Origin of the sequence: Micromonospora sp. CA-240977, from assembly GCF_050942285.1 — a bacterium.
Classification (GTDB): domain Bacteria; phylum Actinomycetota; class Actinomycetes; order Mycobacteriales; family Micromonosporaceae; genus Micromonospora.
Genome location: NZ_CP192055.1, coordinates 4,084,685 through 4,104,825, shown reverse-complemented (window position 1 = coordinate 4,104,825; position 20,141 = coordinate 4,084,685). Strand labels below are relative to the sequence as shown.

The following is a 20,141-nucleotide window of genomic DNA, read 5'->3' as shown; positions in this document are numbered from 1 at the left end:
GGATCTTGCCGGTAGGCTGCGCGCCATGCCTCTACGTCCGGACCAGTTCCACGACCACGCGATCGCCGTCGCGGACGACGAGCGGCGGCTGCCGCTGGCACGCATGACGGGCTGGGACATCAGCCCGTTCGAACAGGACGGGTTGCGCGTCGCGCCGCTGCGCCCCCCGGTGCTGCCCGAGCCCGACCGACACGGCGAGGACCCGGCGCAGTGCAGCCCCTGCCAGGAGCGTGACGAGGGGATTTGGTTCAACGATCACTGGCGGCTGGCCCGGGTCACGGGTGTGGGCGTGCCGCTGGCGCTGATGCTGTACCCGCGCGACCACTACGACATGGCCGACCTCCCCGACGATCTCGCCGCGGAGCTGGGCCTGTTGACCACGCGGATCGTCCGCCACGTGCAGGCCCTGCCGCACATCTCGCGAGCCCACGTCTACCGCATCGGTGACGGCGCCGCCCACCTGCACGTCTGGTTCTTCGCGCGGCCCGCGGGCCAGGCGCAGCTCTTCGGATCGTGGCTGGTCGTCTGGGACGATCTCCTGCCGGAGTATCCCGCCGACATCGCCGAGGCGGACGCCGCGATCGTGGCCGATGCTCTGGTCACCTCGCACGGCGGCCAGAGGTCAGCCACCACCCCGCCGCCCGACTGACCGGAGCGCCAGCAGCAGACTCCTCCAGGCTGTCCTGATGGTGATCTGGGGCGTCCTCGCCACCCGCACCGGCCCGCTCGCCGCGATCACCGTCTCCGGCGTACCCCGGCTCGCCACCCCGCTCCTGCTGCCCCGGCGGATACGTTGGTCGACCGGGCGCCAGCCCTGCGGGCCGTGGGAGCCGGCCGTCGCCGCCGTGACGGCTTCCCGTCCCTGCCGGGCTGAGCCAGGTGCTTCGTGCACGGTCGGCTGGGGTGCGGTGGATGATGGCTCGATGGAGGGACGAGCGTACCTGGAGAAGTACGTTGCCGATCGACTGCCGGCCGATCATGGTCAGCCGCCGGAAGGGGGTGGCCTGACGTTGGACCGTTCGGAGGTCCGCGGAGTGGCGATCGGGTTGGTGGCGGCCGGTGCCCTGGCTCAGGAGGAGATGGAACGCATCCTCGCCGGCCTGGACGAGGAACTGGAGCGACGTGGCCGGTTGACCCGCGTCGAGACGCGCATGTCGGCCGAGGGTCGCGTGTCGCCCGTTCATTGGGCGCCTCTGTCCGTCGAGGCCCGGCAACAGTTGGTGTTACAGCAGGGTCGTGAACGCGCGCAGTGGCGGGAGCCGGCTGTTGACCCTGCTCAGTTGCGGGAGGTGATCCCGCTTGCCGGTCGCCGGGCAATGCTTGATGCGGTGCCCGCCACTCTGATCAGCCTGGAATGCTGGTCGACAATGGTCGTGGCAAGGCTGGCGTATGCCGGCACCGACGCCCACCATCCGGGTTTGCCAGACAGCAGGCAAAGTCGATTGAAGCGGTGGCGCGGGTGGGACGACGCGGGAACGCAGTATCGGTCCCACAGCGGCAGCGTAGAACGGCGTGGGGGGCTGTTCATGGAAAGCGTGGTCTTCGAACCCGGCGCTCCGGACGAGGCGCGCACGTTGACGCTGGCGTTTGACCACGACGGTGGGTCGGAACGGGTGACAGTTGGCATCGGCGGCCGGACAGCGCCGGCCTGACGGGATCACCATCGGCTCCGGATCGAACCGACCATGGCCGGCGAAGGCAGAAGTCCCCGTTCGGTGGGGATCACCGGTCCTTGCGAAGCAGAAGAGTCACCGCCTGTCCGTCGGCCGTGCCGAAGGTGCCGTCGGTGGGATGTCCCAGCGCGGCGGCGAGGGTGCGGACGTGCAGATCGACCACCGCCTCCACCAGGTCGGCCAGCACGGACACCGTGCCACGGCCCTGTCGCCAACCCGCCACGCACAGGCCGAGGCCGAGGACCGCCGCGGGCCACCACAGCAGGCCGAGCGCCAGATACAGCAGCCCCCAGCCCACTCGTCGGGCCGCGGCGGTGAAGTCGGCCTGCGCGAGGGCGAGCGGGTCCCGGGTCTCCTCGGGCAGCAGCAACCACAGTCGGGGCCAGGCGGCGACCAGGTCCAGGCCGTAGCAGGCCCGTACCCGTACCGCCGTGGCGAGCATGCGGTCACCGATCCAGGTCGGCCGGTCCGGTTCGGTCAGGGCGATCCGGTCGCAGGCACGGGCGAGCGCCTGGGTGTCCGGCAGCGGCCCGGTGGCGTCATCGGCAGACCGCAACCGGCGTGCCTTGTCCCGCAGGGCATTCTCGTACCGGTCGACGGCCGCGTTCCACCGGTGCCGCCGCCGGCGGGTTACGGCCTCGCCGGCCCGGCCCCAGTCCTGGGTCCACAGGGCCACGACCAGACGTCCCAGGCTCTGGGCGGCGGTCGCGGCGACGACGCTGGCCAGCACGACACCGAGCACGATCAGCAGCGCGGAGCCGGTGCTCCGGGCCGGTGACCCGAGGACGAGCCGGTCCACCTCCTGCCGCAGCAGCCGCAGGTCCCACCAGTGGGCGTGGCCGAGCCGCACTGCCGCGGCGGCCACCGCCACGAACACCACACCGGGCAGCGCCAGCCCGGCGAGCCACCGCTCTGCCAGCTTCCCGCCGAGCGACGCGATGAGCGCGTTCACCGGTCCATCCGGAATGTCGGCAGTGGGCAGTCCCACACCGCGCAGCGCGGCGGCGGGCCGGCGTCCGCCCGGGGGATCTCCACCCGGTCACACAGGTCGCCGGGACACACCTGGACGACTTCCGGGCGGCGGCCGCGGACGCCGGCCAGTGGCAGGTAGCGGTGCCCCCGCACGGCCGTGTCGCCGCCGACCAGCCCGCCGCGGCGCATCAACTCGGTCACCTCGGCGAGCACCGCGTCGACGCCCTGGTCGGACAGCGACCGGTCCCGCAGGCGCGCCATGGCCTGGGCCGGTTCCGGCCCGAGCAGGTCACCCACCTGCGCGATGTCCGCGCAGATTCGGGCCAGCCGGGACGCCCGGTCGTCGTCGAGTCGTCTGCCCGGCACCGATTGACTCATCGGCTGATTATCTCCTGTCGATGTCGACGCGCGGCTGGCAGGCTGGGGAGCAACCGCGACGGGGAGGTGCGCCGGTGGGTGGCTACTCGAGGCACGCCGTCGACCACTGGCGTCGTGCCGCGGCCGGGCTGCCGCGCGGCGACCGGCGATGGGCCGAGGCCCAGGTGGAGCTGGGGGCCGCGCTGCTCGGCCGGTACGCCGCGGACCGCGCGCGGGAAGACCTGATCGAGGCCACCGTCGTGCTGGAGGCCGCGATCCGCACGATGGCCGACTCCTGGCTGGCCCAGGAGTTGGGTACCGGGCACGGTGTCCGCGCGCTGGCCACGTTCACCGATGTGCTGCTGGCCAGAGCCCAGGTGGACAGTGATCCACAGCTGCTGGACATCGCCGAGCAGTATCTGCAGTTCGCGGACGACGTCTCGGCCGACCTCGGCAACAGCGCGTTGCTGAGGCTCAAGACCTGCCAGGTCTATCGGGCCCGGCACACCTTCGACGGCTCGGTCGACACGCTCTACCGGCTGACGGGCATCGCCAAGATGGCCGAGCGGTGGATCAGCGAGGAGCACCGGCCCGCGCTGCGGGGCATTCACGCGGAGGCGCTGCTGCGCGCCTACCAGCTCACCGGGGTGGAGGACTACGTCGACGAGGCGATGGAGCTGATGTCCTCGGTGGACACGACCGGGCCCAACCAGGACCAGATCGTCGTGCTGAGAGCCCGGTGCCTCCTGGCCAGGGCGGCCGGGACCACCCACACCGTGGATGCCGAACGGGCCGTCGCGTTGCTGCGGGAACACACCCCGCAGAGCAATGCCCCGCGTTTCCTGGCCGGGCAGACGTTGCTCACCCTGGTCGACCGCACCGGCCGCGCCGAACTGCTCGGCCAGGCGTGGGAGGAGTTCCTGGCCGCGCTGAACAGCGTCCCCGAGCGGCATCCGGACCATCGGACAGCGCTCGCCAGCCTCGCCAGCGTCGCCCGGAAGACGCACCAGCTGACGGGCGACATCTCCGCCCTGGAGACGGCGATCGGCCTGCTGCGCCGGGCGCTCGCACTCTCCGTGCGCGGCGAGGCCAACCACGCCCTGTACCTGGACCAGTTGGGCTACGGCCTCCGGTTGCTCTACGACGCCACCGGGGAGCCGGCCTACCTGGAGGAGGCGATCGTCCTGCTGCGGAGGGCACTGGACGCCCTGCCCGCGGGCGATCCGCAGCGGGTCGAGACCGGGTTGTCCATCGCCCAGGCGTTGCGGGCGACCTACCTGCGTACCGGTGAGCCCACCCTGCTCACGGAGGCCGCCGAGCGGGCGCGCGCCGCCGGCCGCACCGACTCCGGAGCCGTGCCGGTCCGGATACAGGCCTTCGACAAGGCGGCCTACACGCTGGCGGCGCTGGGCCGGTGGGAGGCCGCGACGGAGGCCTTCGACGAGGCCATCACGCTGCTGCCGCGGCTGGCCTCCCGCGGACGTACCCGGCACGACCAGTACGCCGACCTCGGCTCGACGGCCGGGTTGGCGGCGACCGCCGCCTCCTGCGCGGTCGGCGCCGGGCAGCCCGAGCGGGCCCTGGAGCTGCTGGAGCGCGGCCGGGGCCTGCTGCTGCACCAGCGGTTGACGGCGGACGGCGAATGGGCGGCGCTCCAACGCGCCGACGGGCGCCTGGCGGCCGACTTCCAGCGCATGCGCCGGGACTTCGAAGCGCCAGTCCCCGAATCGTCCCGGCCCACCACCTTCGGCCGGGACCGGGAAACCGAGTGGAACGTGCTGCTGGCAACGATCCGGGAGTTGCCCGGCCTCGGTGACTTTCTGCGCCCGCCCAGCGCCCGGCAGTTGCTCGACCGGGTCGACGGGACCGTGATCGTGCCGATCGCGAGCGAGTTGCGCTGCGACGCGCTCATCCTGCGGCAGCACCGCGTGACGGTGCTGCCGCTGCCGGATCTGTCGTTGGCCGACGCGATGACACACCTGCGGCTGCTCCAGGAGGCCACCACCACGGCGTACGATCCGGCGGCGGATGCGCGGAGCCGGCTGCGCGCCCAGTCGGTGCTCACCGGCGTACTGGAATGGTTGTGGCACGCCCTCGTCGGGCCCGTGCTGGACCGGGTCGACGCGCCCGGGGCAGCCGGCGAGCTGCCGCGCGTCTGGTGGTGCCCGGTCGGCCCGCTGGCGTTCTTCCCCCTACACGCCGCCCAGGCCGGCGCCGGCCGGTCCGCCCTCGACCGGGTGGTCTCCTCCTACACCCCGACCGTGACCGCGCTCGCCCGCAAACGCACCGGGCCGCGGCAGTCCCGACCGGACGCCCGGTCCTGCGTCGTGGCGATGCGTGCCACCCCCGGTGGCCCGGGGGCGCTGCCCAGCGCCGAACTCGAGGCCACGTCGGCGGCACGGGCGCTGCCCGCGGCGTGGCTCGGACTGGACGCGACGGCCACCCGACAACAGGTCCTGGACCGGTTGGCCGGCTCGGCCTACGCGCACTTCGCCTGCCACGCGGTGGCCGATCCGCACGACCCGGCGCAGGGCCGGCTGCTCGTCCACGACCACCGGGACAGCCCGCTCACCGTGGCCGACGTGTCCCAGCTCGACCTGGACGCGGAGTTCGCCTTCCTGTCGGCCTGCGCGACCGCCCAGGCCCCGCTGACCCTTGTCGACGAGTCGCTGCACATCACCGGCGCCTTCCAGCTCGCCGGGTTCCGGCATGTCATAGGCACCCTGTGGGAGATCGACGACGCGGTCTCTCTCGCCCTGACCACCGCCTTCTATGAGCACCCCGACGCGACCGGGGCGGCGGCGTACGCGCTGCACTCGGCCGTGCGGGGGCTCCGGGACCGCTACCCGCTGGCGCCGACGCTGTGGGCGGCGCACATCCACACCGGCGGCTGACCGCCGCCCGCCGGGCCAACGACCGTCGACGTCAGCGGGTGAGCCGGACCAGCGCCCGAGCCTTCTCCGTCTGGGGATGAGCCGGGCCGTGCACGCGTTCGCACCCGGCCAGCGCGGCCCGCGCCTCCTGGGCCGCCCGCCGGTCACCCGCCTCGACAAGCAGCAGGGCGAAGAGCGTACGCATCTCCAGGGTCGCGGGGTGGTCGACGCCTCGGCCCCGTTCACTGTCGGGCAGCGTGTCGGCCAGCAACCGGATCGCCTCGCCTCGCCGCCCCACCCCGGCCAGCGCTCTGGCCAGGGAGTGCCGGGCGTGCAGGAGCACCCCGTCGGTGCTGCTCAGGGTGCGCGCGGCGTCGTCCGCCAGGGCCCGGGCCGCGTCGACCGCCTCGGCCGCCCGGTCGTTGTCGAGCAGGACGACAAGCAGGTTGCTGCGGGCCTGGAGCGACACCGGACTGGTGGGGCCCAACGTCCTGGTCAGCCGCTTGACCACGTCCCGCAGGGCCCGCTCGGCCTGCTGGCTGCGGCCCTGCAGGTGGTGCAGCCCGGCCAGCTTCAGCTGGCAGGACAGGGTGTCCGTGTCGTCCCTGCCCAGCGTCCGCGCCATGCCGTCGGCGACCCGCCGCAGCAGCGGCTCGGCCTCGTCGACCCGACCCAGCTCGATCAGCAACCAGCCGAGGTTGTTGCCGCTGCGCAACGTCTCGGCGTCCTCGTCGCCCAGCACCCGGCGCCGCGCCTCGTAGACGTCTCGTTGCACCCGTTCCGCCTCGGCGTGGGAGCCGCGCTGCCAGAGCGCGAAGGCCAGGCTGTGCTTGCTGCGGAGGGTGTCCGGATGCTGCGGCCCCAGCGCCGAACTGCGCAAGCCGACGATCTCCTGATAGACGGCCACGGCTTCGTTGATGTCGTTGCCGCGCATCAACTCCTGCGCGTAACGCGACCCCGCCTCCAACGTCCGCGCGTCGGTCGCGCCGTACTGCTCGTGGTAGGCGTGGTATTGCAGCCCGAAGGCGAGCGGACCGCCGACCGTCTCGGTGACCGACCGGCCGCCCGTGGTGACGGTGATCTCGATGACCGGCCCGGACGACGACCCCGACTCGCGCGGTGGCTCGTCGTCGCGTTCACGGCCGCGGTTGAACCATCTGCCCACCGCCACACCATATCGCTCTGGATCGATTATGCGTCGGGTTCTCGGCGTCGACCGACTGCGGGCCCCGGGGCGGCGGGTGGTGGCCGGACGTCGGGGCCGTGACGACGTATCGTGGCGCCAACGTTCGGCTCGACCTGGCCGTCGTGGACAACGCCTTCGGCCAACTCGGACTGCGTCGGGTCGACGGCCGGGAGGTCAGGAGTCCGGAATATGCACGTCAGCCTGGCGACGAGCGCCGGAAGGATTGACCGGCGCAACGAGGACTTCGTCGGCGCGGTGCCCGGTGCTGTCGTCCTACTGGACGGCGCCGGCATTCCCGGAGCGGAGTCGCTCTGCCGGCACGGGGTCGCGTGGTACACCCACCGCCTCGGCGGCGCGCTCCTCGGCCACCTGTCGCCCGACGACGGACGGGACCTCGCGGCCGTGCTCGCCACCGCCATCGACGATGTCGCCGCTGCGCACCGGCACAGCTGCGACATCGCCGATCCGAGCAGCCCGCAGGCGACAGTCGTGCTGGCCCGTGCGCACCGGGGCCGGCTGGACTACCTGCTCCTCGCGGACTCCTTCCTCGTCCTCGACCAGGTCCACGGTGGCCCGCAGGTGATCACCGACGAGCGGGAGGTGGTCGCCCGGCGCAACTGCTCCGCCCCGCTGAGCGGTGTCGCCCGGCACACACCGGAGTACGACCGCGTTCGCGCCGCCTGCGCCACGGCCCTGCGAGGCCGCCGGAACCGGCCGGGAGGTTACTGGATCGCCAAGGACGACCCCCGCGCGGCGCGGGAGGCGGTGACCGGCAGCCGGAGCCTTGCCGACCTGAACGGCATCGTGCTGCTCAGCAACGGCGTCAGCCGCATCGTCGATTCGTACAACCAGACCGACTGGCCCGGCGTGTTGGACCTGCTCGCCGCCGACGGCCCAGTCGGCGTCATTCGTCGCCTCCGACGGGCCGAAACCGACGGCGGCCCCGACGGTTCGGCCCCGGACGACGCCACGGTGGCGTACTGCACGCACCTGCCGCGCTAGGGCACTGTTTCACGAGAACTGGCCGGCCTGCGGCGGGCCCGGGCGACGACCGGCGGCATTGCGATCTTGTCCGGATGGAACACCGGTGTCCGATCAGGAGCACCTGGATGCGGATGTCGAGCCGGAAGCATGCGGAGTGCCGAGGCCGATGGTGCGCGGATCAGGCTGCTTTGTGCTGACCGTTGACGGCAGGGGTGACAGTGCCCTGGCTTGCCGCGTCCAGCCGGGCGGAAATGGTTTTCGGGAGGTCGAAGGTGAGTCCGGCGAGATTGGCAGTCAGCTGGTCGGTGGAGCGAGGGCCGAGGATCACCGATGTGATCTCGGGTCGGTCGCGGAGCCAGGCGAGTGCGACGGTTGGGGCGGTGGTTTGCAGTTCGGTGGCGACAGCGAAGACCTCGTCGGCGATGTCGAAGTGCCGTTCGGCGAGCAGACCGGTCACGAATGCGCGCGCCATGGGGCTGGGCATCGCCGCCCAGTGGGCGAGCCGAGATCCGGCGGCCGGAGCGGTGCCGCGCTGGTAACGCCCGGCAAGCAGGCCGCTGCCGAGCGGGCTGTAGGCGAGGATACCGAGCCCTTGCTCGTGGCAGGTGGGGACGATCTCGGCCTCGATGGCACGGGTGATGAGGGAGTAGTTGGCTTGCAAGCTGACGAAGGGTGTCCCGCCGACACGTTGCGCGGCCCATTGGGCGCTGATGATGCCCGCCGCGGTGAAGTTGGAGCAGCCGATGTAACGCACCTTGCCGGAGCGTACGAAGTCATCAAGCGCGGCCATGGTCTCGTCGATCGGGGTGTCCGTGTCGGGTACATGGCACTGGTACAGGTCGACGTAGTCGGTGCCCAGCCGGCGCAGGCTCGCCTCCAGGGCGCGAGTCAGGTGAGCACGGGACAAACCCCGGTCGTTGGGTCCGGCACCCTGTGGCGCCGCCCCTTTGGTCGCCAGGACGACCTCGGCGCGACGGTCGGCGATGGCTCGGCCGACGACTTCTTCGCTGGTACCACCTCGGTAGGTGTCTGCCGTGTCGATGAGGTTGTGCCCGGTTTCGAGAAACGTGTCGATGATGCGGTTAGCTTCGGGTTCAGGGGTCGGGGCCTGCGGGTCCGTGCCGAAGTTCATAGTGCCCAGGCATACCTGGGAGACGCGAAGGCCGGATCGACCCAATGTCCTGTACTGCATGCCATCCTCTAAAATCGGAATCATGATTCCGCTTGAAGATACGGAACCTGGATTCCGCTTGTCAACGCTGTTTGTCCATGAGGGTTCGGCATGATCCGCTCCGACGCGGCGCGCAATCGCGCGAAGGTGCTCACGGCGGCCGAGGCCGTGCTGGGTGAGCAGGGGTTGGCCGCCCGCATGGACGAGATCGCGCGCCGAGCCGGAGTCGGAGTCGGCACGCTGTACCGGCACTTCGCCACCAAGGAAGTCCTGTATGCGGCCATCGTCTCGGCCCGGGTGGACCTGTTGCTGGAGGAGGCTGCCCGGTTGCGTACGGCCGCAGAGCCACAAGCCGGATTCTTCACATTCTTCGCGCAGATCGTGGCGGATGCCGCACGCAAGAAGACTCTTACCGACGCGCTGCAAGGCGCAGGGGTCGATGTCAAAGCAGAGCAGGCAGACCAGCGAGCGCAGATGCGCGAGGCGTTGGCGGACTTGCTGCACGCCGCTCAACGCGTAGGCGCCGTACGCCCCGACGTCGGCATGTCCGAGACACTCGCCCTGCTCCGAGGCGCCAGCATGGCGGCGGAAACCGGCGACTATCCCGGCCCGGTCCTCGACCAGGCCCTCGCCGTCCTGTTCGACGGCTTGCGCCCATCCGCGGCCTCTGCGGAGTCCGCGCAGACCGCTTGACGCGCGCTCGTCGGCAGAAACGGCTGGGGGAGAGGTACGGCCGCCGGAGTGCGTTGGCCACCAGCCAACGCGGGACCTGTCGGCCGGCGAGCGGCAGTACCCATGCGGGCCAGATCCGGCCGCAGCGGTGTACCAACGCCAGTGGCAGCAGGGTGCCCGCGAGGAGCATCAGGACGATGAAGGTGACCATGAAGGTCCAGGGGATCGCCGGTGCCTTGCTCGACACGAAGCCGTGCGCGATCTCGGCGACGAAGCGTGCCAGGCAGGCGTCAGGGGAACCCCCTACCCCGGTCGGGGAGTGGCCGCGCGGTCGAGCTGGACCGGCTCCTGTCGGGGCGAGTCCCCCACCCCCAGTAAGCTCGTCACGTTCTGGTGCGGCCAGACGCGACTGAGGCGGGGTTGGTGGCGGTCCTACGGGTGACAACTCGCAACGCACGGTTCCAACAGTGGGAGGCGCTGTTGGGCAACCGCACCAAGCGCCAGCGCAGCGGCGAGTTCCTCGTTCAGGGCGTCCGACCCATCAAGCTGGCGATCCAACTCGGGTGGCAGGTCCGCCAGCTCCTCTACAACGCGGACGCGCACCTGTCGGCCTGGGCGCACGAGACCCTCGACGCGGCCCGCGCGACGAAGGTTGCCGTCGCCGGCGAGTTGATGTTCGAGTTGGGCGGCAAGGTGGACGTCGCCCCGGAGCTGCTCGCGGTCGTGGCGTTGCCCGATGACGACCTGGGTCGCATCCCGGTGGGTCCCGACCTGCTCGCGGTCGTGTTCGACAGGCCCACCAGCCCCGGAAACATCGGGACGCTGGTCCGGTCGGCGGACGCCTTCGGCGCCGGTGGCGTCATCCTCACCGGCCACGCCGCCGACGTCTACGACCCCAAGGCGGTTCGGGCCAGCACGGGCTCGCTCTTCTCGGTCCCCGCGGTGCGGGTGCCCTCACACCGGCCGGTGCTCGACTGGGTCGAGGCGATCCGAGCCGGGGGCGTCGATGTGCAGGTGGTGGGGACCGACGAGAGCGGCGCGGCGGAGGCAGCGGAGTACGACTTCACCCAGCCGACGCTGCTGGTGGTCGGCAACGAGACGTCCGGGCTGAGTTCGGCGTGGCGCGACGCCTGCGACCACCTGATCCGGATACCCATGGTGGGCACGGCCAGCTCCCTGAACGCCGCCACCGCCGGATCCGTCGTCCTGTACGAGTCGGCCCGGCAGCGGGCCCGCGGGAAGCGCGGATAGCGGACCCGCGGGTCAGGGGATGAGCCGGTCGAGCAGGTCGAACCGCTCGTACGGCTGGTCGTAGTCCCCGAAGTGCCCATCGTCGCGCACGATCTGGGTGCCGCCGAGTCGCTCGAACATGGCGCGCCCCTGGCGGTCGTCGCAGCCGTACGGATCCTTGCGGGAGTTGATGAAGTAGATGTCCCGCACGTGGGATCGGATCGCGGCCCAGTCGTAGCTCTCCTGCAGGACCGGTTCGTCGCTGGCGTTGGGCCGGGTGCAGTAGCCGGCGACAAGGATCGCCTGGGCGACTGTCGCGTCGACATGTTCGAGGAGCGCCAGGAGGAGCGCCGCGCCGCCGGAATGCCCCACCAGGACCGTGTCCTCGTCGAAGCGGTGCCCGTCGAGCACCTTTGGCAGGAACGTGGCGATCGGCTCGACGTTGATGCCCGGAAGGTGCGGCACCTCGACGGCGTAGCCCCGGGCCTCCAGCCGTTGCGCCAGCCAGCGATACCAGACGACGTCCGGATTGCCACCGGTCCCGTGAAAGATGATCGCCCTGCGCCCCACCGGGCCCCCTTTCGGATCGACGTGCAGATCAAACCACGTGATCCGCGCGAGCGGCTGCGGCACCCGTGCCCGTTGGCGGGGGAGCAGCTACCGATCAGGCGGACGGGCGGGGGCGGGGCTTGTCGCTCAGGCCAGCGGCACCTGTGGGGCACGGTCGCCGTCGGCCCCGGCGCGGACCGGGACGGGAGCGGCGATCGGGGCGGCGACGATCCGGCTGGGCAGCACCGGCGCGTCCCGACCCGTGCCGCGCCGGTCGCCGCCGGAGGACTGCTCGTGGTAGTCCTGCTCGACGTTGACCGTCCAGACGTCATGCGTACTGCCGGTGGCGATGTTCTCGGCGGTGAGCATCGCGGTCAGCATCGAGTGGTCCTGGTTGTTGTAGCGGTGCATGCCGTTGCGGCCCACCGGGTGCACGTTCGGCACCGCCTCGGCCAGCCACGCCCGGATCACGTCCACGTTGTGCTGGTAGCGCTCGTCGTACACCGGGTAGGCCTTCGGCATCCGCACGACGTAGCCGGCCTCCACCACGCCGGGCCGCGCCAACCCCAACCGCTCCAGCTCCGCGGTGGCCAGGGTCACGAGGTCGGCATCCGGGGTACGCCACATCTCGTCGTCCTCGAACACGAAGTACTCCAGGCCCAGGCAGGTGCGGCCGTCCTTGACGAGGTACGGCGACCAGGAGCCGAAGTTCTGGATCCGGCCCACCCGCACTCCCGGATCGTGTACATAGATCCAGTTGTCCGGGAACGAGAACTCCGCCGGTACCACCAGCGCGACAGTCAAAAAGTCGCGGTAGCGCAGGTCGGCGGCGCAGGCCAGCACCTCCGGCGGCGCCGCCGGACGCAGGACGGACACCAGCTCCGAGATCGGCATCGACGAGATCACGTGGTCGGCTGGTTCGGTGCGCTGCCCGCCCGCGCCGTTGACCGTCACGCTGATCGCCCGCCGTCGCGTCGGGTCGCGGTGCACCGCGGTGACCCAGGTGCCCGTCGACAGCTGCCCGCCCCGGTGGCGCACCTGCTCGGCGCAGCGTTCCCACATCATCCCCGGCCCGTACTTCGGGTACTGGAACTGCTCGATCAGGCTCGTCACGTCCGTGCGGTACCGCTTGGGCAGCAGCGCGTTGCGGATCGCCTTGGCCAGTGACAGGTTCTTGATCCGCTGCGCGGCCCAGTCCGCCTGCAACCGGTCCGCCGGCATCCCCCAGACCTTCTCCGTGTACGTCTTGAAGAAGATCGAATACAGCCGCCAGCCGAACCGGGCCGACACCCAGCCCTCGAAGTGGGACTGGTCCCGGGGCGGCCGGAGCCGGGCGTGGGCGTACGAGCCGAGGCAGCGGGCCGCCTCCGACAGCCCCAGGTTGCGCAGCGCGTTGACGGCGCTGAGCGGGTAGTTGAACAGGGCGCCCCGGTAGAAGATCCGGCTCATCCGGGGCCGGGTCAGGAAGTCCTCGTCCGGCAGGATCTCGTGCCAGAACGCCTCCACCCGGGGCACCTTCGTGAAGAACCGGTGCCCGCCGATGTCGAACCGCCACCCGTCGCGTTCCACGGTCCGGCTGATCCCGCCGACCACCTCGTCGGCCTCGAAGACCCGGACCGTCCGGCCGTGCCGGAGCAGTTCGTACGCCGCCGTCAGCCCTGCCGGTCCCGCGCCGATGACCACCGTGCCGTGCTGCTCGCTCATGCTGCCGCACTCCCTGCTCTACGCCATCGTCGGAGGCGCCGTGCCTACCCGTTCTGCGCCGAATGTCACTTCCGGTCAACGATCGTTTCCGCTCCGGAGTGGCGTCTGGCGGCGTACAACGGGTTGGACCACACTCCTGTGCGGCGGGTGGGCCGGCGAACCGGGGGGCGGGGGCGGATGCACCGGTGGCGGAGCGGCGCGGCGACGCTGGCCGTCCGACTGGTCGCGGCGGGCCGCGCCGGAGCGCGCGTGGCCCGTCGGGTGCCGGCGCCCTGGCCGTACGTGATCGGCCTGTTCCTCGGCGCGAAGCTGCTGCTGACCCTGCTCGGGCTCCTGGCACTGCACGCCTGGGACGGCGTGCCGGGGGCGCCGCCGCCCGACGACGCGCTGATGTGGGCGCAGCAGCGCGACGTCTCCGGGCACCGGTGGATCTCCTTCTGGTTCGCCTGGGACGGGCTGCTCTACCTGCGGCTGAGCGAGCTGCCCCTGACCGGGCCGTGGCGGGACTTCGGCTTTCCGCTGCTCTACCCGTTCCTGGCCCGGCCGGTCGGCGCGCTGCTCGGCGGCGACAACGCGCTGGCCCTCCTGTTGATCAGCAACGTCGCGTTCCTGCTGGCGCTCTGGTACGGCTACCGGCTGGCCGAGGTGCTGCTCGGCGATCCGCCCGCGGCCCGCCGGTTCACCAGGTACCTGGTGCTGCTGCCGACCGCGTTCCTGTTCCAGGCAGCGCTTACCGAGTCGCTCTTCGTCTGTCTCGCGTTGGCCGCGTTCTACCACGCCGAGCGACGCCAGTGGCTGCTGGTCGGTGTGCTCGGCTACTTCCTGGCGATGAGCCGCTCCGTCGGCCTGTTCGTCGCGCTGCCGCTGGCCCTGGTCCTGCTGCGCCAGCACGACTGGCGGCTCGGCCCCCGCGCCCTGCTCGGCTACCTGCGGATCGGCTGGCCGTTGCTGCTGCTGCCCGCCGGCTGGTTCACCTTCATGGCGTTCTGCCGGTGGCGCGGCGGGGACTGGTTCGCCTACCAGCACGCCCAGCAGACCGGGTGGGGCATCGAGGTGCAGAACCCGCTGCCGGTGCTGCTGAACGGGCTGGCCGGGGAGCCCCGCGACGTCGCCCGGGTCCTCTTCGCCGTGGCCGTGCTGGCCGTGCTGGCCGCCGGGTTCCGCCGCCGGGAGCTGGCCTACCTGGTGTACGGCGTACTCATGGTGCTGGTGCCGCTGTCGATGGGCCCGGCGGTGTACCGGAGCCTGCTGCGGTACCTGCTCGCCGCGTTTCCGGTGGCCCTGGTGCTGGCCCGGTGGGCCCGCCACGCCGGCGTCGACGTGTGGCTGACCGCGACGCTCGCCGTGGTGCAGGGCGCGCTGTTCGTGCTCTGGCTCACCTACTGGACCCACATGATCATCTGATTGGTCGGCCGCCGACGGGGCAGAATGTGGCGGTGAGTGAGCCGCGGGTGCGCCTCGACGACCTCGGGGCCTGGCTGATCAAGGGCAACGCCGACCTGGTCGACCTGACCGCCCGGTTCGCCCGGGACCCGCAGGTGACCAGCTGGTGCGTACGCCCCGGCTACCGGGCGCGGCTGATGAGCGCCGGACAGGTGGTCGTCTTCTGGGCCAGCGGCAGTCGCTGTCGACTGCCCTACGGGCTGTGGGGGATCGGTCGGGTCACCGGGCTGGCCGAGCCGGGGCCGCCGGGGCAGCCCTGGTCGGTGCCGCTGGACCTGCCCATCCTCGCCGAGCAGGACCGGGTGCCCCGGCGGCGACTCCGCGCCGACGAGCGGCTCGCCGCCCTGGAGGTGTTCCGTCAGCCGCAGGCGGCCAACCCGTCGTACCTGACCGTGGCGCAGTTCGCGGCACTGCGTACCCACCTGCCCACCTGAGCGCGCGGACGGCCGGGCCCGGCGCGGACCACGGCGACGAGCCTGTGCGAGGCTGCTCCCCGTTCCTGGCGCGCGCCCGAGTGGAGGTCCGGTGTTCACCCTGCCGCTGACCGAGGAGGTCGAGCTGCGCCCGCTGAACCCGTGGCGGGCCGAGGAGTTCCTCGCCCACCTGGATCGGGCCCGGGAGCACATCCAGCCCTGGGTGTCGCCGTCGTTCGTCGCCACCGACCTGCCGTCGGCCCGCGCGGTCCTGCAACGGTACGCCGACCGGTGGGCCAGCGACACCGGCGGCATCTGGGGGCTGTGGTGGCACGGCACGCTCGTCGGCGGCGTCATGTTCGTGTCGTTCGACGTCGTGCTGGGGATCTGCGAGGTCGGCTGCTGGGTGGAGCCGGCGGCACAGGGACGGGGCATTGTCGCCCCGGCGATCCGCCGGATCGTCGACTGGGCCGTCCGCGAGCGTGGCATCCAGCGGGTCGAGTGGCGGACCAACGCCGCCAACGCCCGCAGCATCGCCCTGGCCCGCCGACTCGGCCTGCGCCACGACGGCACCCTGCGCCAGCTCTACCCGAGCCCTCGCGGACGCATCGACCTGGAGGTCTGGTCGGTGCTCGCCGACGAGTGGCTGGCCCAGCCCGCCACCTCGTAGCCGACCGTCCACTGACGACTACGATTTTTGTCGTACCCCGGCGGCACCATCCATCCATGGCCGTCCCCGCGCTCACCCCCCACCCCGACCCGCCGCGTTCCGTGCCGCTGCGTGAGGCGCGCACCCGGTTCAGTCAGCTTGTCGCGCTCGCCGAGCTGACCGACGCGGTCACCGTCGTCACCCGCGACGGCGATCCCCGCCCGGTCGCCGCGATCGTCCCCGCCGCAGCCGCCCGCAGCGGCGCCCAGGCCCGCGCCGACGCCGACCGGCTCGCCACTGTCACCGCCGGCTGGGCACGCCGCCTCGACGAGCAGCACCGCCGCAGCACCCAGCGGCACGCCGCCGAGCTGGCCGCGATCCGCGCCGCGTTGGCCGAGGCGTGGGCCGAGCTGGATCGTCGGGTCGTGCCGGGCAGCGACCCCACGCTGGCCCGGCTGCGCGCGGCGCACCACGACCTGCTCGCCGGCTGACCGCGTCCGCGCTGCTGGCTGGCCGGTTCTGCGCTGCCGGCTGACCGGGTCCGCGCTGCCGGCTGACCGTGTCCGCGCCGGCGGTGCCAGAGGCGTTGCCAGGGGTCAACCGGTAGCCGGGTACGCGTGCGTCTCGGTCGCCTTGACCGCCACCCAGACCCGCTGACCGGGGATCAGTCGCAGTTGGGCGGCGGCGGCCGGCGTGACGTCGGCGGCCACCCCGATCGGGCCGTCCACCTGCACCCGCACGTTGTCGCCGTGCCGCTGGACGCCGACCACGGTGCCCGCCCAGGTGTTGCGCGGGCTGCCCTCCGGCCGGGACGGGTGCAGGGCCACCGCCGCCGGACGGAACGCCACGAACGCCTCGCCGGCCAGCCGGTCGGCGACGGTGAGGGTCAGGTCCGGCGCGACGCGTACCCCATGCCCTTCGGCACTGCCCCGGTAGAGGTTGAGCCCGACCAGCCGGGCGACGTAGTCGGTGCGCGGGCGGGCGGTGACACTCGGCCCGTCGCCCTCCTGCACCACCCGGCCACCCTCGACGATGACCAGCCGGTCGGCCAACGCCAGCGCGTCCAGTGGGTCGTGGGTGACAAGCACCGTGGCGCCCGGGTGCGCGGACAGGTGTCGGTGCAACTCCGCGCGGGTGTCCAGCCGGGTGCGGGCGTCCAGCGCGGCGAGCGGCTCATCCAGCAGCAACAGAGCCGGCGCCACGGCCAGCGCGCGGGCCAGCGCCACCCGCTGCGCCTGGCCGCCGGAGAGCTGCCGGGGGCGTCGGTGCGCCTGCGTGTCGAGCCCCACCCGGCCGAGCCAGTCCCGGGCGGTGGCACGTGCGGCCCGCCGGTCCACGCCGTGCCGGCGCGGCCCGAAGGCCACGTTGTCCAGGGCGCTGAGGTGCGGAAAGAGCAGGTAGTCCTGGAAGACCACACCGATCGGCCGGCGTTCGGTGGGCACCCAGCCCCGGTCGGCCGGCCGATCCAGGTCGACGCCGTCGAGCGTGACGTGCCCCGCCGTGAGAGGGTGCAGCCCGGCCAGCGCGCGCAGCGCGGTGGTCTTGCCGGCGCCGTTCGGCCCGAGCAGCGCGACCACCTCGCCGGGCGCCACCCGCAGCGGGACGTCGAGCCGGAAGGCGCCCCGGTCGACGACGAGCCGGGCGTCGAGCAGCGGCGGCCTCATGCGCTTGTCATCCAGCGATCCCGCAACGCCACCAGAATGCCCACCGACACGACGAGCAGCACCAGGCTGAGCACGATCGCGGACTCCAGGTCGGTCTCCAGGGCCAGATAGACGGCGAGCGGCATGGTCTGGGTGCGGCCGGGATAGTTGCCGGCGAAGGTGATGGTGGCGCCGAACTCGCCCAACGCCCGCGCCCAGCAGAGCACCGCCCCGGCGGCCAGCCCGGGTGCCACCAGCGGCACCGTGACGTGGGTGAAGGTGGTCCACCGGCCGGCACCCAGGGTGGCGGCGGCCTCCTCGTAGCGGTGGTCCGCGGCACGCAGCGCCCCCTCCACCGCGATGACCAGGAACGGCATGGCGACGAACGACTCGGCCAACACGACGCCCGCGGTGGTGAAGGGCAGGGTGATGCCGAACGTGGCGTCCAGCCAACCGCCGAGCAGCCCTCGCCGGCCGAACACCAGCAACAGCGCCACCCCACCGACCACCGGCGGCAACACCAGTGGCACGGTGACAAGCGCGCGGACCAGTCGGCGGCCGGGAAACTCGACCCGGGCCAGCATCCAGGCGAGCGGCACCCCGAGCAGCAGGCAGAGCACGGTGGCCAGGGTCGCGGTCTGCACCGACAGCCGTAGCGCGGTCAGCGCCCCCGGTGTGGTGAGCCGCTGCGGCAGGGTCGTCCAGGGCGCCCGGATCACCAGACCGACGAGCGGCAGGACGAGGAAGAGCAGCCCCAACCCGGCGGGGATCAACAGCGCCGCCGGCACCCGCCCGCGCCGTCGGGGCGCGGCGTGATCGAGAACCCGACTCATGGGGCCTGGAAGCCCGCCTCGGCGAGGATTTCCTGCGCCGGCGCCGAGCGGACGTACGCGACGAAGGCCCGCGCACCGGCCGGATTCGGCGCGTCCCGCAACGCGACGATCGGATAGTCGTTGACCGCCCGCGTCGACTCGGGGAACTCGACGCCTGTCACGTCGGCGCTCGCGGCCCGCGCGTCCGTGCGGTAGACCAGGGCCGCGTCGACCTCGCCGAGCTTCACCTTGGCCAGCGCGCCCTTGACGTCCTGCTCCAGGGTGACCGGGGTCAGCGCGACCCCGGCCGCGTCCAGGGCCGTGCGGGCGGCCGCGCCGCAGGGCACCTGGTTGGCGCAGAGTGCCACCTTCACGCCGGACCGGCTCAGGTCGACCAACCCGGTCACCCCGGCCGGGTTGCCCCGGGGCACCGCGATCACCAACTGGTTGCGGGCGAAGATGCTCGGTGTGCCATCGGCACTGCCGGCCTCGGTGACAGTGGTCATGGTCGTCGGGGCGGCCGAGGCGAACACGTCCGCCGGCGCACCCTGGTTGATCTGGTTGGCCAGCGCGGAACTGCCGGCGAAGTTGAGAGTCACGGTGCTGCCCGGGTGGGCGGCCTCGAAGTCCTTGCCGATCCGGGTGAACGACTCGGTCAGCGAGGCAGCCGCGAAAACCGTCACCGTGCCGGTGACCGGGCCGTCGACGGCACCACCGGACGCCCGGTCGCCGCCCGCCCCGCAGCCGGCGACGACAAGCGTCACCAGTACGGCCACCGCCGTACGCACCGCCCGCACGCTCATCCCGCGGACCGTCCCCGGGCCGCAGCGGGCGCGGCCCGCTCCACCACCACCGTCGTCGACTTGATCACTGCGACGGCCACCGAACCGACCCGCAGATCCAACTCGTCGACCGCCTCCCGGCTCATCAGCGACACGACCCGGAACGGGCCGGCCTGGATGTCGACCTGGGCCATGACGGCGTCCTTACGAACGTCGACCACAATGCCGCGCAGCCGGTTACGGGCCGAGGAGAACTCGGCGCCCGCATCCGGGTCGGCGGCCTGGGCGCGGGCGAAACCCGCCAGGTCGGCGCCGTCGATGATCCGATGGCCGTGCTCGTCGCGCCCGGCGGAGAGCCGCCCGGCGTCCACCCAGCGGCGGATGGTGTCCGCGCTGACGCCGAGCAGGTCGGCGGCCTCCCCGATCCGGTACGTCGTCACCCGCTCACCCTAGCGCCCGCACCTGCGAGCCCATAAGGCCCTTCCGGGCGGTATCCACATAGGCAATGGGGCGGTAGTGCCGGCAGTTGCGGCCACTGTGTGGCGCGTCACCGCCGCCGATGCCGTCGCCGCCGCCGTCGCCGCAAGATCGTGCTCGATCCAGGAAGTAGTGGCATCGGTCTGCTGGTGAGGCCACTACTTCCTGGATCGAGCGTGACCAACGAACGGCGAGCCACCCGAACCCGCGCTCCGCGGTCCGTGCGCGCCGTGCGCCGTGCGCTCGGTGCTCCGTGCGCCCGTTCTCCCTGCGCCCCGTACTCTGTCCCGTTCCGTACTCCGGGCGCCCCGTGCTTTTTGCGCCCCGTGCTCCGTGCTCCGCGTACCCGCACGCCGCGCCAAGATCCGCGCACCGGGTGCCCCCGCGCGCCGCGCCCCCCGCGCCAAGATCCGCGCAACTTCCCTGATGTTGCTGCCTCCGACGTGCGAGAGACAGCAACATCAGTGAAGTTGCGTAGATCTTGGTGCTGAAGCGCTGAAGCGCTGAAGCGCTGGAGCGCTGGAGTGCTGGAGTGCTGGAGTGCTGGAGTG

General features: G+C 72.2%; 20 protein-coding genes. 10 read left to right on the top strand and 10 right to left on the bottom strand.

The features are described 5' to 3' along the window. Nucleotides 1-25 precede the first annotated feature (25 nt). Entirely contained in the window at nt 26-649 is a 624-nt protein-coding gene (locus tag ACQPWW_RS19035; RefSeq protein WP_433124346.1) for a hypothetical protein, read from the top strand. A 37-nt stretch (nt 650-686) separates the two neighbouring features. Then, nucleotides 687-1,652, top strand: coding sequence for a hypothetical protein (locus tag ACQPWW_RS19030; RefSeq protein WP_433124344.1), 966 nt, complete (start codon nt 687-689; stop codon nt 1,650-1,652). 70 nt (nt 1,653-1,722) lie between these two features. Here ACQPWW_RS19030 and ACQPWW_RS19025 read toward each other — a convergent pair whose 3' ends face one another. Together ACQPWW_RS19025 and ACQPWW_RS19020 are read right to left on the bottom strand one after the other, a co-directional pair. Continuing rightward, nucleotides 1,723-2,625, bottom strand: coding sequence for a hypothetical protein (locus tag ACQPWW_RS19025; RefSeq protein ID WP_433124343.1), 903 nt, complete (start codon nt 2,623-2,625; stop codon nt 1,723-1,725). After that, entirely contained in the window at nt 2,622-3,023 is a 402-nt protein-coding gene (locus ACQPWW_RS19020; protein ID WP_433124341.1) for a hypothetical protein, read from the bottom strand. The genes ACQPWW_RS19025 and ACQPWW_RS19020 overlap by 4 nt, the downstream gene beginning before the upstream one ends. Before the next feature lie 74 nt (nt 3,024-3,097). On the opposite strand from ACQPWW_RS19020, the gene ACQPWW_RS19015 reads away from it, so the two are divergent. Next, nucleotides 3,098-5,896 (top strand): CHAT domain-containing protein, encoded by a 2,799-nt coding sequence (locus tag ACQPWW_RS19015; RefSeq protein ID WP_433124340.1) that lies wholly within the window; start codon nt 3,098-3,100, stop codon nt 5,894-5,896. A gap of 31 nt (nt 5,897-5,927) precedes the next feature. On the opposite strand, the gene ACQPWW_RS19010 is transcribed toward ACQPWW_RS19015, so the two are convergent. Continuing rightward, nucleotides 5,928-7,040 (bottom strand): tetratricopeptide repeat protein, encoded by a 1,113-nt coding sequence (locus ACQPWW_RS19010; RefSeq protein ID WP_433124338.1) that lies wholly within the window; start codon nt 7,038-7,040, stop codon nt 5,928-5,930. A 210-nt stretch (nt 7,041-7,250) separates the two neighbouring features. Here ACQPWW_RS19010 and ACQPWW_RS19005 point away from each other — a divergent pair, with 210 nt between their 5' ends. After that, nucleotides 7,251-8,063 (top strand): hypothetical protein, encoded by an 813-nt coding sequence (locus tag ACQPWW_RS19005; RefSeq protein ID WP_433124337.1) that lies wholly within the window; start codon nt 7,251-7,253, stop codon nt 8,061-8,063. Between the two features lie 160 nt (nt 8,064-8,223). Here the strand turns inward: ACQPWW_RS19005 and ACQPWW_RS19000 are convergent, their stop codons facing one another. Then, nucleotides 8,224-9,177 (bottom strand): aldo/keto reductase, encoded by a 954-nt coding sequence (locus tag ACQPWW_RS19000; protein ID WP_433124335.1) that lies wholly within the window; start codon nt 9,175-9,177, stop codon nt 8,224-8,226. Nucleotides 9,178-9,327: 150 nt separating this feature from the next. On the opposite strand from ACQPWW_RS19000, the gene ACQPWW_RS18995 reads away from it, so the two are divergent. Both ACQPWW_RS18995 and ACQPWW_RS18990 read left to right on the top strand, forming a co-directional pair. Continuing rightward, nucleotides 9,328-9,909: a TetR/AcrR family transcriptional regulator gene (locus tag ACQPWW_RS18995; RefSeq protein ID WP_433124334.1), complete on the top strand. Its 582-nt coding sequence runs from the start codon at nt 9,328-9,330 to the stop codon at nt 9,907-9,909. 399 nt (nt 9,910-10,308) lie between these two features. After that, nucleotides 10,309-11,139: an RNA methyltransferase gene (locus ACQPWW_RS18990; protein WP_433134425.1), complete on the top strand. Its 831-nt coding sequence runs from the start codon at nt 10,309-10,311 to the stop codon at nt 11,137-11,139. 12 nt (nt 11,140-11,151) lie between these two features. On the opposite strand, the gene ACQPWW_RS18985 is transcribed toward ACQPWW_RS18990, so the two are convergent. Further along, nucleotides 11,152-11,688 carry an RBBP9/YdeN family alpha/beta hydrolase gene (locus ACQPWW_RS18985; RefSeq protein WP_433124332.1) on the bottom strand — a complete coding sequence of 179 codons (537 nt, stop codon included), beginning with the start codon at nt 11,686-11,688 and terminating at the stop codon, nt 11,152-11,154. 126 nt (nt 11,689-11,814) lie between these two features. Next, nucleotides 11,815-13,371 (bottom strand): NAD(P)/FAD-dependent oxidoreductase, encoded by a 1,557-nt coding sequence (locus ACQPWW_RS18980; RefSeq protein WP_433124331.1) that lies wholly within the window; start codon nt 13,369-13,371, stop codon nt 11,815-11,817. A 177-nt stretch (nt 13,372-13,548) separates the two neighbouring features. Between ACQPWW_RS18980 and ACQPWW_RS18975 the strand changes: the two genes are divergently transcribed. The 4 genes from ACQPWW_RS18975 to ACQPWW_RS18960 all read left to right on the top strand — a co-directional run bounded on the left by ACQPWW_RS18975 (nt 13,549) and on the right by ACQPWW_RS18960 (nt 16,367). After that, on the top strand, nt 13,549-14,775 hold the full coding sequence (locus ACQPWW_RS18975) for a hypothetical protein (protein WP_433124329.1): 1,227 nt from the start codon (nt 13,549-13,551) through the stop codon (nt 14,773-14,775). Between the two features lie 32 nt (nt 14,776-14,807). Beyond that, nucleotides 14,808-15,248, top strand: a complete 441-nt coding sequence (locus tag ACQPWW_RS18970; protein ID WP_433124328.1) for a hypothetical protein — start codon at nt 14,808-14,810, stop codon at nt 15,246-15,248. A gap of 91 nt (nt 15,249-15,339) precedes the next feature. After that, on the top strand, nt 15,340-15,897 hold the full coding sequence (locus ACQPWW_RS18965) for a GNAT family N-acetyltransferase (RefSeq protein ID WP_433124326.1): 558 nt from the start codon (nt 15,340-15,342) through the stop codon (nt 15,895-15,897). A gap of 56 nt (nt 15,898-15,953) precedes the next feature. Next, nucleotides 15,954-16,367 carry a type II toxin-antitoxin system Phd/YefM family antitoxin gene (locus ACQPWW_RS18960; RefSeq protein ID WP_433124324.1) on the top strand — a complete coding sequence of 138 codons (414 nt, stop codon included), beginning with the start codon at nt 15,954-15,956 and terminating at the stop codon, nt 16,365-16,367. 105 nt (nt 16,368-16,472) lie between these two features. Here ACQPWW_RS18960 and ACQPWW_RS18955 read toward each other — a convergent pair whose 3' ends face one another. The 4 genes from ACQPWW_RS18955 to ACQPWW_RS18940 are packed head-to-tail and all read right to left on the bottom strand — an operon-like array spanning nt 16,473 to nt 19,553. Further along, nucleotides 16,473-17,540: an ABC transporter ATP-binding protein gene (locus ACQPWW_RS18955; protein WP_433124323.1), complete on the bottom strand. Its 1,068-nt coding sequence runs from the start codon at nt 17,538-17,540 to the stop codon at nt 16,473-16,475. After that, the gene (locus ACQPWW_RS18950; protein WP_433124322.1) at nt 17,537-18,352 is read right to left on the bottom strand and encodes an ABC transporter permease; all 816 of its coding nucleotides are present in this window, start codon (nt 18,350-18,352) and stop codon (nt 17,537-17,539) included. Before ACQPWW_RS18950 ends, ACQPWW_RS18955 begins: the two co-directional genes overlap by 4 nt. Continuing rightward, a complete protein-coding gene (modA, locus tag ACQPWW_RS18945) occupies nt 18,349-19,134 on the bottom strand; it encodes a molybdate ABC transporter substrate-binding protein (RefSeq protein ID WP_433124321.1) in 786 nt (261 codons plus the stop codon). Before modA ends, ACQPWW_RS18950 begins: the two co-directional genes overlap by 4 nt. After that, nucleotides 19,131-19,553 (bottom strand): TOBE domain-containing protein, encoded by a 423-nt coding sequence (locus ACQPWW_RS18940; protein WP_433124319.1) that lies wholly within the window; start codon nt 19,551-19,553, stop codon nt 19,131-19,133. The genes modA and ACQPWW_RS18940 overlap by 4 nt, the downstream gene beginning before the upstream one ends. Nucleotides 19,554-20,141: the final 588 nt, after the last annotated feature.

Bases quoted from the DNA above. Each gene is read 5' to 3' on its own strand.
- ACQPWW_RS19035 (WP_433124346.1), top strand. From the start codon at position 26: ATGCCTCTACGTCCGGACCAGTTCCACGACCACGCGATCGCCGTCGCG.
- ACQPWW_RS19030 (WP_433124344.1), top strand. From the start codon at position 687: ATGGTGATCTGGGGCGTCCTCGCCACCCGCACCGGCCCGCTCGCCGCG.
- ACQPWW_RS19020 (WP_433124341.1), bottom strand. From the start codon at position 3,023: ATGAGTCAATCGGTGCCGGGCAGACGACTCGACGACGACCGGGCGTCC.
- ACQPWW_RS19005 (WP_433124337.1), top strand. From the start codon at position 7,251: ATGCACGTCAGCCTGGCGACGAGCGCCGGAAGGATTGACCGGCGCAAC.
- ACQPWW_RS19000 (WP_433124335.1), bottom strand. From the start codon at position 9,177: ATGAACTTCGGCACGGACCCGCAGGCCCCGACCCCTGAACCCGAAGCT.
- ACQPWW_RS18995 (WP_433124334.1), top strand. From the start codon at position 9,328: ATGATCCGCTCCGACGCGGCGCGCAATCGCGCGAAGGTGCTCACGGCG.
- ACQPWW_RS18980 (WP_433124331.1), bottom strand. From the start codon at position 13,371: ATGAGCGAGCAGCACGGCACGGTGGTCATCGGCGCGGGACCGGCAGGG.
- ACQPWW_RS18975 (WP_433124329.1), top strand. From the start codon at position 13,549: ATGCACCGGTGGCGGAGCGGCGCGGCGACGCTGGCCGTCCGACTGGTC.
- ACQPWW_RS18960 (WP_433124324.1), top strand. From the start codon at position 15,954: ATGGCCGTCCCCGCGCTCACCCCCCACCCCGACCCGCCGCGTTCCGTG.
- ACQPWW_RS18955 (WP_433124323.1), bottom strand. From the start codon at position 17,540: ATGAGGCCGCCGCTGCTCGACGCCCGGCTCGTCGTCGACCGGGGCGCC.
- ACQPWW_RS18950 (WP_433124322.1), bottom strand. From the start codon at position 18,352: ATGAGTCGGGTTCTCGATCACGCCGCGCCCCGACGGCGCGGGCGGGTG.
- modA (WP_433124321.1), bottom strand. From the start codon at position 19,134: ATGAGCGTGCGGGCGGTGCGTACGGCGGTGGCCGTACTGGTGACGCTT.